Genomic DNA, 12,104 nt, shown 5'->3' with positions numbered 1-12,104 from the left:
CTAAGAAACCATAGGCACTTTTTTGAACAATCCCTAGGCACCAAAGGATTCACCTTAGATAGTTTACTTTTAATCACCTTACTGTCCCGGTGCCGTTTCCACCAAAAAGAAAGCACAAACAATCGCAAACACCACCCCAACCAGCGCCACCATCAGCACCTGCTCAATCCCGAACTTCTCCGCCACGATCCCCGAAATCACCGGCGCCACACCACCTCCAAAAATTTCTCCAATGCCAATGATCAACCCCGATGCCGCACTGATCATCGAAGGCTGAACCGTCTCGGTAGCAATCGGGCCGTCCAACATGACCAGGCTGCCCAGAATAAAAGCGCTGGCGAAAAACAGGGTAACAAACAGCGCGAAGGGATTTGCACCAATATTGGATAAAATGACAATGGCCAGCGCCGCAGCCACCAGAGCCCCAATAATCACAGGCTTTCGTCCCAAACGATCCGACAAGCCATTGACCAACGGAATACCCAAAAAGCCACCAATCCCAATGGCTGAAGCCACAAAGCCCATTTGTTGCAGGCTTAAATGCAGGTAATCGGTCAAATAATTGGGCATCATGGCGGTCAGCACAAAAATCGCCGCCATCACCCCACACATGACCAGGGTTCCTACTTTGATGTTGCGGTATTTGAAAACCGCTTTGATGTTGATGTTTTTTGCCGGGAGGTTTTCAACCTGAGGCTGATCCTTGATGAAACGATACAACAGAAAGGTCACGATCAATCCTGGAATGGACACCCATACAAAAACCCAATGCCAGGAAGGAACGACAGCCAAGAGTTGGGTCGCCAGAATGGGGGCAATCGCCGTAGCCAACCCACTCCCTGCGCCCAACAAACCCATGTTGAAACCCACCCGATGGGGAACTGAAGCATCTTTAACAGCTGCAAATGCGGTAGGAACGTATGCGCCCTCGAAAATGCCCAATACCCCTCTGAGCAGCAGCATGGTGCCCAAACCCGCAGCCAAACCAGTGATGCCAGAAAAAATGGACAAGGCAGCCAAGGTTGGAATCAATATTTTCCGGCGGCCCAATTTGTCCGACAATCCGCCAAAAATGAGCGAAACCAGGCCCCAGGCTAGGGCCGTCACACCCACCACAGCACCTAAATCCTGGTAATTGAACCCCAAATCTTTCTGGATAACGGGGAAAAGGGGCGCAATGATCCACCGGTCCAGGTTGAGTAGCATGAAGCCGAAGGACAAGGTAAGGATGGACCGATAATCCGAGTGTTTGTAAATTTGCATGTAGGTGAAATTTTAGGAACCGATAGTTGCTCAAAATACTCAGCTTAATGGGGACAGGGTATTCATTTTGCTGCCAAACCTATGCAGAATCAATCCTGAGGAATTGGGCAGGTTGTACAATAAAAAGAGAGGAGCAAAGGCCTCTCTCTCCTTACTGGCAGAAAAATTGAATTGTATGAATCTTAGAACTTATACGTTGCGGTCAGGAAATATGCACGAGGCATGATAGACAAAGTGGCGTACACCGCATTTGGATTACCTTCCAGCATACCTTTGGTAAAGCCTTGCGTATCCAGTGCTGCCGGGAAACCACCTGGGGCAGCCCAACTCATGATTCCGTAGGTATTCGTCAAGTTGTTGACCGAGGCACTCAGCTGGAATTTGGTTGAAAAGTTGTAGCCCAAATTGAGGTCAAGGGCGCTGAATGCAGGCAATTGGAAGGCATTCCCCACATTTGCCCAACGTTTGCCCATGTATTGGTAGTTGAGCGCCGCGCTGATTTTTTTGCTGCTATAAGTCGGCGTGATCATCAGCATGGTGCCAATGTTGTCGTTCTTGTTGCCATCGTAAGACACCTTTTTGTCGTCTTGCGGGCCATTGGCATTGGCCAGGAAGACCGAAAATTCCAGTGCTTTTGAATTTTGGAAGGTGGCCACACCGCGAATGCTGAAGTGCTCACTCAAGGCGAGGTTGCCCTCCAGTTCCAGACCCATGGTCTGAATTTTTTGATAAACCCGCGGTGGTGCATAGTAGGTTACGTCCGGGTTTTGGAAGATTTGAAAGTTGGGCACATTGCTCAGCAAAGTGTAAAACGGCGTCACAAAAAGATTAAAACGCTCTTGTTTGAATTTGAAACCCAGTTCGGCCATTTGTATACTTTGTGCCTCTACGGATATGCTGGAAGTCAACTGCTGGTTGGCAATGTCCATGAAGTAACTTAGGTCAGGCGACTTGCGGCCCTGAGAGTAACGGCCATAAACGGCGAAGTTTTCGTTGGCCAGGTAGTTCACCCCAACAGAGTACGAAACGGATTGCAAGTCTTTTTCAAAACTTTGCTCCGGATTGTTGGCCCACAGGCGGTTGTCATACAGGGTTGCGGCATTGCCATCGGCGCCGGTTGGGCTATCCGGTGTGATGCGGCGGGGTGTGGTGAACGTAGAGTTGATGGCGAAATTCTCGTAACGCAAGCCCCAATCCAGGTTCAATTTGTTGTTGATTTCCCAGTTGTGTCCCAGGAAAAAAGCGGTCTGATTGATGCGGGCATCGTTGGTGTAAAAACCACTGGCACCAATGTTGGCCAAACCGCCTGGATTGGTCAGGTCGAATTTCTGCCCACCGAGGTTGGTATACCGAATGCCCACGGTTTTAGGACGATCTTCTACCGTAGCAAAACCCTGTGCAGTGGGAATGACATTCTCCCTGGTTGCTTTTGTGGAAGCGTAATACATCCCTGCGGTAATGCTCATGTTTTTGAACTTCTTGCTCAAAGTAGCTTGGTCGATGATGTCGGTAAAGTTGACTTCATTGTAAGGATTAGGGTTGTAAAACAATGCATTGGGCAATACATCACCGCCTGGTAAGCTCAAATTGTTGGGGATGAAACGGATAGGCTGCCCCGCTCCGGTAGGTGGAAGTTGTTGTACTGTGCCGTAACTTTTATTGGAACTTGGGTCGTAAAATTCATAGGTGCCGAAACGGGCAACGTTGCCACTCACACCATAAAACACGATTTGATCCACCCGGAAAGGAAAGACCACCGCAGTCGTTTGAGCGATGTGCTCTTTGCTGGAAACCCGGAGATTATTATTGAAGGTCCAACCTGATCCTAATTTTTGTTCCCATTGCAAACCTCCGGCCACTTCATTGTAAGCTCCCACCTTGCGGGTGTCGTAATCCAGGGTTTTTCCGGCTGTGATCGAGCCAGGCACAGTGAACTGTTGGGACTGCACCAAGGTGGAACTGGTGTTGGTGAAACTACCAGCCGGTTTGGGTTTTTCGAAATCCACCGTAGGGGTAAATTCAAAGGGGGCGGTATTGTCGTCCAGTAGTTTGGCGTACAATTTCAGGGAACCCGTTTTGTATTTTTTTAAAAAATTGGCTTTGAGCTGACCTCCGTAGCTCAGGGTGTAGCCAGGATATTTGGGGCCATCGGCGTTGCGGTAAAACCCACCGATGTTGAAAGTCAAATCTTTGGCTTTATTGAGGGGGCCTCCTACGTTTAAGTCGGTACGGTAGTAAGGATTTTGGCCGTCCCCTTCCAGGCCAAAGCGGGCCCGGATTTCGCCTTCAAAGTTTTGTCCACCCGTTTTGGAAACATAGTTAAAAATTCCACCCGGGGCATTTGGCCCTAAAATGGAAGCCGTACCACCCCGTACTGCTTCCACCCGATGGATGGTCGCATCTGCCCGGAGATAGCCATCTGGGTTGACCAAGCCAGAAATTCCCATCACTGGCAGGCCGTCCTCCTGCATGGAAACGTAAAAAAAACCACCACTGTAATTGAGACCACGGGTATAAATGGAGTTGCCTACCTCACCTCTAGCCGTATTCACGTATACTCCCGGCATGTTTTTCAAGACGTCAATGGCACTGTTGGGTACGATTTTCTCCAGTTGTTTGGAGCTGAGGGAACTGATCGCTACCGAGGCATTCATTTTGGTACGGGCATCAAACACCCCGGTTACCACCACCTCATCCAGGGCTCCACCTTCACTCAGCACAATGACCAGGTTGTTGACTGCGGCTACTTCTTTGGTGGCAAAACCCACAAAGGAAACGACCAGGATACTGGAAGCAGGAACATTGTCGAGGGTAAATTGGCCGGAGATATCGGTAACTGTTCCCTGAGTAGTGCCCTTGACGAGCACCGAAGCGCCGATGAGCGGCTCATTATTTGAATCGTTTACTTTTCCACTGATGCTTTGGCCACTTAAGCTAAAGTTGGCAAAACACATGCCAAGGGCAATAAGCATGGCTATCGCCCAGGCTTTTGTCTGATGTAGTTTCATAAAAAGGGTGCTGTTAGAGAATTGCGATATAAAATTTTACAAAATGCTTTAAAGCAAAATTAATTGACTGTAAAAAGGCGGGTTAGGCAAAAAAAGGTCAAGAATGTGCAAAATCAATCCCAAAAGCAGCGAAGTTATTCCCGGTACTCTTTGGGGGTCATCCCCGTTTGTGCTTTAAAAAAACGGCTGAAATCACTGGGATCTTTTTTACCTACTTTGTAGGCGATCTCACTGATGCTGAGCCCGGATTGTTTGAGCAGGGCCTTGGACTCCAGCAGCATGGTTTCATTCAATAAATCGTGGGCGGACTTACCCATGGTACGCTGAACACAGCGATTGAGGTAGTTGGGAGATACGTTTAAAAACTTGGCAAAATCGGATACTTTTTGAAAAGTGTAGACCTGCTGTGGCAAGGCCTCCTTGTAGCGTTGGGTCAGTTGTGCCGCAGAGTCGTTGGAGCTGATGTCTTCGCTTTGGCTAAAACGCCGCAACTCATAAAACAGGGTGAGCAGATAGGAGCGAATCAAATCCAGTGATTCTTTGCGCCCGGTGCGGTATTCCTCATCCAAGCGATTCAGTAAGTATTCAACTTTTGGCACCACTTCGTCACTGATCGTCACAACAGGATGCCCATTGTATTTCAAGAAGCTGAACTCATTTAGTAAGTCATTCTGGATGAATTTTTTATTAAAAATCTCCGGGTCAAAATGGCAATAATACCCCCGTACATCTTCACTCATGGCCTCACTGGTCAGAATTTGGTAGGCGGGTAAAAAGAAAAAACTGTTGGAGCCAAGGATATAGTTGTCAATGCCTTTGTTGCGGGTAGTGGTTCCGGCAGTGAGGAACAAAAAATCATAAACTGTTTTGCGGTGAGGGGCCAAAGGGAACTTGAGGTAAGGCCGAAATACTTCAATGCGGTTGATTTGGAACCAAGGATGCAAGGGGGTCAGGATTTGTAGTTCCCACCCAGATTCGGGACTCAGGAATTTACCCAAGGCCGTTGGATCCAATAAAGTCGCTTGCCACTCCTTGTTTTTGTTGACCATGGTTTAAAGCACTTATTTTACCCCACTACTTGGTTGCGCAACATTCCAATTCCCTGGATTTCCAATTCGACTACGTCCCCGGGTTCAAGCGGGCGATGCACGGAAAAGTTGTTTTCAATCAAACTGCCCCAACCCACGGTGCCAGAGCCCAGGATTTCCCCCGGCATTAAAGTTACATCATTTTCGGAAGCGCGTTCGATCATTTGAGGGAAAGTCCAATATACGGTTTGGTAGTTCCCTTCGCAGATGCTTGCGCCGTTGATGCGGGCCGTCATGGCTAGATCGAAGCGGTCGTTTTCTAGCCGGTATTGCTCCATTTCATCTTTTGTAACAATACATGGGCCGATGGCGTTGGCAAAATCCTTACCTTTGTGCGGGCCAAGCGGCACTTCCATTTCCCGGCGTTGGATGGCGCGGGCGGTCCAGTCGTTAAAAACCGTGTACCCAAAGATGTAGTCATTGGCTTCGGCAGCACTGATGTTTTTGCCTTTTTTGCCCATGATCACCGCCATTTCCAACTCAATGTCCAGGCGGGTTTCTTTGGCTGGGCGTTTGATGGCGTCATTGGGGCCGTAAATGGCGTGGTGATTGGTGAAATAAAAAATAGGCATTTCGTACCAGGCTTCCCCTACGGTGTGACCAAAGGTTTTGGAGGCATTCAACATGTGTTGCTCAAAACCGATGTAATCCCGAAAACTGCGGGGATTGGGTAGGGGAGCGAGGAGTTTCACCTCAGACAAAGGGTAGTGGGCCGTCAGGTTTTTCAAGCCTTTTTCCTCAATCATGGCGAAAAAACGCTCGTGCTCATCAATGAAGCTGAGCATGTTGTTGGGCAATTGAGCGTCGGCCAATTGCATGTCCACTACTCCGTCGCCATTGAGCCAGCCACTGCGGGTTTGCCCGCTTTTATTTTTGAAAGTTACAAGTTTCATGTGATGAATGTCAAACCCTTCGGGGTTAAGATGATATAAACAAATCAAATCGGTTGCGTCAAGACCATCAAGGTTTTACCCATCAGCGCGCCCATATTGGCTCCTTCTGGCAGCGGTAAGCCTTTCCACTCCATTTGTTCCCATTCGGAGAGGGTATTCGATACATCCACCACCAATTTGCAGCGCTCGTATCGCCGTTCCATGTATTGCTCCAGGACGCTTGATATGGCGCTTTCCTTTTCCAACAATTCAGCCAGTACCACGGCATCCTCGATGGCCAAAGCTGCACCAGAACCTAGCTGTGGAATGGTGGCATGGGCGGAATCTCCAATCAAGACCACCCGGTTTTTGTACCAGGGAGCGGGTGTCATCAAAGTCTCCAATGGACGGTAAATCACCCCTTTGGGATCAGTAATTTGGGGCAAAACTTCCTGTACGAAAGGAGCGCTGTATTCTTCCAAATAGGCCTTCAGCCTTGGAACTAACTCCTCTTCGGGAATGAAGGGATTGTCTTCACCCTCTGAAGAAACCACAAACATGTAAATGGTATCCGCGGTCATCGGAATCAAACCCAATTTGGTTTTTTTGCCAAAATACATGTAACCCGTTTCCAGACCTGCTGGACGTGGGAAGGCAAAACGCCATACCGAGGCATTGATGTAGCGGGGAGTGAATTGGCCAAAGATCAAATTCCGCACTTTGGAATTGACCCCATCAGCACCGATCAGCAGGTCGTAAGTGCCGGAACTACCATCGGTGAATTGTACTTCAACCTGATCTGGCTGATTGTTGATGTGTTCAACTGTAATCCCCATGCGGAACACTACGCCATTTTCCTGCGCAGCCTCGTAAAGCACATCGTGCAAAATTTTTCGGGAAATGCCATTGTGGCTGGGGAAACGACCAATGGGCGGAGTACCTGTTTCGCCAAACTGGAAACCATGGGGCGCACACATTTTGACCTTGCCATAGGGCGATCCCCTACGCATGGCTTCATCGGCTACCCCCAGCGCATCAAGTGCACGTAAGGCATTGGCCTGCTGAATGATACCAACTCCATAAACATTAAATTCCGACTGTAATTCCACGATTTCTGCTGCGATGCCGGCCCGGCACAAGGCGATACCTGCGGAAAGTCCACCAATTCCGCCGCCTACGATAAGTACTTTTTTTGCTGCTGACATAGGAATAAATTTTAAACACTTGACCTGATCATCCAAGTACCCTGCCCCCGTCCACGGGAATAATTGAACCGGTGGTAAAGCTAAGAGTGGTCGCCAAGGCATAAACAGCATTGGCGACGTCTTCAGGATTGGCTAATCGGTTTAGTGGAGTAAGCTCTTCTTGTTTTTTCAGGTATGCTGGATCTATGTTTTGGGTGTATTCGCCGAGTACCCAGCCGGGGGATACCGAAACCACCCGGATTTGAGGGGCCAGGGCCCGACCCAAAGAACGGGTCATGCTGTCGATGGCTGCTTTTGAAGCACAATAAGCGACATTGCTGCCGATTCCTGTTACGGCTGCAACTGAGGAGATGTTCACCACCAAACTGGGGGAATTGCCTTCCTTTGCTGCCTCCAGCAAAAGGTCTTTACAAACCCGAATCATGGCAAAGGAACCCCGCACGTTGGTTTGAAAAATGCGGTCAATCCATTCATCACTCAGTCCATCCAAATTGGCATGGGCTACGGGGGTGGTGATCCCCGCATTGTTGACCAATAGGTCCAATTTGCCGTATTTTTTCTGGATCGAATGGGCTAGTTCGGCCAGTTGGGACACATCCGTATTGGGTGCATGGAAACAGGAATGGCCCAAGCCTGGGAGACTATCCAACAAGGCTTCGGCTTTGGCAGCATTGCTGTTGTAGGTGACGATGACCTGGGCCCCATTTGCCGCCAATTTGTGGCAAATGGCAGAGCCGATGCCGCCTGCACCACCCGTAACCAATGCTGTTTTTCCAGTTAAATCCATTTGAACAAAAGGCTTAATCTCTGAGGTGCAACTTAGGTGCCTTAGGTTTCTTAGGTGGTAAAAAAATGTTCTACACCCCCTAATAAACCTAAGGCACCTAAGTTGCACCTCAGAAGTTTATTTGTACTTGCGCACCCTTAAATCCGCCTGAGCCTGATGCCCGGCAAAATTCTCAATCGCACACAGCCTTGAGCAATATTCCCCAATCAAAGCACTTGCCTCTGGTGTGCGGATCTCCTGATAGGTACAGGTTTTTAAAAACTTGCCTACCCAAAGTCCTCCAGTGTATTTTGCTGCTTCACGGGTAGGTAGGGTATGGTTCGTGCCAATCACCTTGTCCCCGTAAGCCACGTTCGTCTTTTCCCCTAGAAATAAACCACCGTAGTTGGTCATTTTTTCCAAGAAATACCTTGGGTTCTCCGTCATCACCTGTACGTGCTCGCTAGCGATCCGGTCAGCTACCTGCACCAGTTCATCCACGGTATCTACCAGAATAACTTGTCCGTAATCGCGCCAGGCCACTCCGGCCACATCCGCGGTAGGCAATACGGCCAACTGGCGTTCGATTTCAGCTTCGATCCCTTCGGCAATACTCTGGCTGGAAGTGAGCAGGATAGCGGGAGAGGTTGGCCCGTGTTCAGCTTGCCCGAGTAAGTCCGTCGCACAGGTTTCCACATCGCAGGTATCGTCGGCGATGATGAGGGTTTCTGTTGGGCCAGCAAAAAGATCGATGCCAACCTTGCCGTAAAGCTGGCGTTTGGCCTCTGCAACATAGGCATTGCCGGGGCCAACCAGCATGTCCACACCTCGCACGGTCTCCGTTCCGAGGGCCATCATGGCTACGGCTTGCACACCACCGAGCAGGTAAATTTCATCTGCACCAGCCATGTGCATCGCAGCAACGGTGGCTGCGGGAATTGCCCCATTGATCGGCGGAGTGCAGGCAATCACCCGCTTGACACCTGCTACTTTGGCGGTCAACACACTCATGTGCGCAGAGGCCACCATGGGGTAACGCCCACCGGGGATGTAACAACCTACGCTGTTGACGGGGATATTTTTGTGGCCCAGGAATACCCCGGGTAAGGTTTCGACTTCAATGTCTTTGAGGGCGGCCAACTGGTGTTGGGCAAAATTGCGGATTTGGGCCTGGGCAAAAAGAATGTCATCGATCACCTGCTGTGGCAAAGCTTCAATGATATTGGCAATTTCAGCGGGAGACAAGCGGAAAGTAGTAGGCGACCATTTGTCCAGATTCACCGAGTATTCCCGCACAGCTGCATCACCACGTTCCTCGACTGCCTTCAACATACTTTCTACAGTCGATCGCACTTTGGCATCGACCTCCTGGCTTTCTGCGTAGGTGATGCCTTTTTTGAGTTGACGGATCATTCGTGCAGTTTTTTGGCAATCCAATCGTAAAGGTTGAACACTTTGGTGAAGTTATCGACCTGACAATGGGCGGAACCACTACTTTCTTTGGGGACTATTTCCAGGTACTTTTCGCAGGTCAGGGCCTCGTAGGTTTTGTAGGCGTTTTCGACAAAATTTTGCCGATCGTCTTCACCATGCAAAATGTAGGTAGGCATGGAGATTTTTTCGGCCACTCCTTCCAAAGTGAAATTTTTGAGGCGTTCACGCGCGTCAGCCATATTGTCAGCACCGACGATGTGCATTACAATTTCGGCCAGCGGGTGGTTGTCCGGACGGTTCTTCCAGATGTCGTAATAAGACCAAACAGCCCCCCAGATGGCGCAGATTTTGAAACGCGGCTCAAAAGCGGCCGAACGAGCCGCCATATAGCCTCCCATGCTCACTGCCATTACCCCAATGCTTTGGGTATCAATTTCAGTTTGCAAATTGGCGATGGCCCATTCATAGGCAGCCGTGGCAGGTACATTGTAGTCGTAACGCGAGTGAACGTGGTTGATGCGCAGACTTTCGCCCTGGCCGGGGCCATCGAGCACCATCAGGGCAACTCCCCGTTCATTGAGCCAGTTGGCTGGCCCAAAATAAAGCTCTTCGGCCAGGCTATCTAAGCCCCCAAACATAATCATCATGGGTGGATTGGCTACTCCAGCAGGTTTGAACAAATAGCCCGGCAGGTAGGAGCCTTCAAAAGGTACTTTGAGCTGCAAGGGTTGATTGTCCATCAAGGGAATGGCCTTGCGGAAGGCATCGATGCACTTGTTGTAGGTCGGCAACTTGCGGGCATCCGATGGTTTGAGAAAAAATTCAGAGGTTCGCAAATAATTGAAAGCCCGAAGGTAGGCCCGCCGGGCAGTGGCGCGATTGCCATTTTGCGCAGCAGCTTCTCCTTCGGCATATATTTTATTGCCAATTTTGGCCCAGGCCTGGTGAAAACTCTCGTTGTCGCCAGGGGTGATTTCAGCGGCTGCCTCCAGGCATTCCGCAAATTCTCCGCCGCCGTAATGGGCTTGACTCAGCGCCCGATTCAGCTGATAGGAGGGCATGTATTGGTCTGGAAAATAGTGCCACATGGTGATGTGTTTTAGGGAAGGTTGAGATGGTTGAGGAAGTTGAGAAGGTTTAGGCTACCGCGAGCGACTTAGACAAGGACAAGTTTAAGTCGCTCGCGGTAGCCTAAACCTTCCTCAACCTTCCTCAACTTCCCTCAACCCAAATTAATGTTTGTGTGAAGCGTGTTCCTTTTTGAAAGAACCATCGCCGCCAGCCCAGGGGTTGGTATTGCCCCATGCGTCGTTTGGATTGTCTTTCAGGTAGTGGATATCTGGCCCGTGGTCAGGGGCGAAAATCAGGCGGGCGCCTGCGTAAAATTCGAAACGATTGCCGCCGGGCTCATCGACGTAGATGAAAAAACCTTCGTCGGCTTTGTGGCGGGTGGGCGCACCCATCGCGAGTTTGTAGCCATTTTCAATGATCCAATCGCAGGCAAGCAGAACCTCCTCGCGGCTGTCAAAATTGTAGGCTACGTGGTTTAAGGCTCCTTCGCCAGGCTTCAAGCTTGGATCGGTGAAGATGGCAATATCGTGGGAAAGGTTTCCGGTGGTCCAAAGCCCGCCAACGGGGGGGATTTCATCCGTAATGCGCACTTCATCAGGATTGCGTAGGCCCAAACCTTTCCAGAAAGCCTTTTCGGCTGAATAATTACTGGTATTGTAAGTGATGTGGTCAAAACGCCGGGGATTGACACCAATGCGGCGGTTACTGGCATAGCGGTCGGCAAATACGCTGCCTCTTTTGCCTTCTTCCCGCAGCCACACTACATCCCAAAATACTTCGTGGAGGTGTCCATCTGGAGACTTGAAGCGGTGGGCTTTCCCGTGCCCCAGATCACCTTCATGCCAGCCCAGGCCAGCTCCGATGCTTTCGAGGTATTGCACTACATCCTCCAGTGCTTCGGGGCTGTCGGCTCTCCAACCCAGGTGTCCCATTCCAGGCCGATCACTTTGGGTCAGTTTGAGGGAGTGGTGAAAATAATCGCCCCAGGCGCGGAGGTAAACGGAGTTGTCTTCGCGGCCGGTTTCGTCCATACCGGCTACTTCTGTGAAAAAACGTACGGAAGCCTCCAAATCGGTGCTGAGTACTTCTATATGGGCCAATTGAGAAAAGTAATGTGGATTTCGAGCCATCTTGTTGCCAGAGTTGAAATTTAGGGAATTAAATTTCGACAAAAGTAGGCTTGGTGATAGGATATTGGGTAGGCAAATAGGGGTTATTGCTGTGCAGAATCAATCCAGAGGTGTTTTTTTGCTGGGTTTGTTAGGGGTTTTTAGGGCAATTTCAATTGTAAAGTCAGATTTTAGACCAGGAGTAGGATCTAGGAACCTGCGATCGTCGAGCCGGCGAGCGGCGCGAGGGGGCGCCACGATCCCCGGCGTTATTTCCGAACCCAGGGT

At 50.0% G+C, this 12,104-nt stretch carries 9 protein-coding genes; all 9 read right to left on the bottom strand.

Annotated features, from left to right (window positions below; genetic code table 11):
* Nucleotides 1-78: 78 nt before the first annotated feature.
* The 9 genes from SFV55_RS24050 to SFV55_RS24010 all read right to left on the bottom strand — a co-directional run bounded on the left by SFV55_RS24050 (nt 79) and on the right by SFV55_RS24010 (nt 11,837).
* Nucleotides 79-1,263 (bottom strand): MFS transporter, encoded by a 1,185-nt coding sequence (locus SFV55_RS24050; RefSeq protein WP_320032117.1) that lies wholly within the window; start codon nt 1,261-1,263, stop codon nt 79-81.
* A gap of 182 nt (nt 1,264-1,445) precedes the next feature.
* The gene (locus SFV55_RS24045) at nt 1,446-4,271 is read right to left on the bottom strand and encodes a TonB-dependent receptor (RefSeq protein ID WP_320032116.1); all 2,826 of its coding nucleotides are present in this window, start codon (nt 4,269-4,271) and stop codon (nt 1,446-1,448) included.
* Between the two features lie 134 nt (nt 4,272-4,405).
* Nucleotides 4,406-5,320, bottom strand: coding sequence for a helix-turn-helix domain-containing protein (locus SFV55_RS24040; RefSeq protein ID WP_320032115.1), 915 nt, complete (start codon nt 5,318-5,320; stop codon nt 4,406-4,408).
* A gap of 17 nt (nt 5,321-5,337) precedes the next feature.
* On the bottom strand, nt 5,338-6,252 hold the full coding sequence (locus tag SFV55_RS24035; protein ID WP_320032114.1) for a fumarylacetoacetate hydrolase family protein: 915 nt from the start codon (nt 6,250-6,252) through the stop codon (nt 5,338-5,340).
* 44 nt (nt 6,253-6,296) lie between these two features.
* Nucleotides 6,297-7,436, bottom strand: a complete 1,140-nt coding sequence (locus SFV55_RS24030) for an FAD-dependent monooxygenase (protein WP_320032113.1) — start codon at nt 7,434-7,436, stop codon at nt 6,297-6,299.
* Nucleotides 7,437-7,464: 28 nt separating this feature from the next.
* Nucleotides 7,465-8,223: an SDR family oxidoreductase gene (locus SFV55_RS24025; protein WP_320032112.1), complete on the bottom strand. Its 759-nt coding sequence runs from the start codon at nt 8,221-8,223 to the stop codon at nt 7,465-7,467.
* A gap of 117 nt (nt 8,224-8,340) precedes the next feature.
* Nucleotides 8,341-9,615: a histidinol dehydrogenase gene (gene hisD, locus SFV55_RS24020; protein ID WP_320032111.1), complete on the bottom strand. Its 1,275-nt coding sequence runs from the start codon at nt 9,613-9,615 to the stop codon at nt 8,341-8,343.
* Complete coding sequence (locus SFV55_RS24015) at nt 9,612-10,724, bottom strand: alpha/beta hydrolase family protein (RefSeq protein ID WP_320032110.1); 1,113 nt, start codon at nt 10,722-10,724, stop codon at nt 9,612-9,614. Before SFV55_RS24015 ends, hisD begins: the two co-directional genes overlap by 4 nt.
* A 144-nt stretch (nt 10,725-10,868) precedes the next feature.
* Nucleotides 10,869-11,837, bottom strand: coding sequence for a VOC family protein (locus tag SFV55_RS24010; protein WP_320032109.1), 969 nt, complete (start codon nt 11,835-11,837; stop codon nt 10,869-10,871).
* Nucleotides 11,838-12,104: the final 267 nt, after the last annotated feature.

Source organism: Haliscomenobacter sp. (assembly GCF_033763495.1).
Lineage (GTDB): Bacteria > Bacteroidota > Bacteroidia > Chitinophagales > Saprospiraceae > Haliscomenobacter.
The sequence above is the reverse complement of the archived record's forward strand: the minus strand, read 5'-3'. Positions and strand labels throughout refer to the sequence as shown.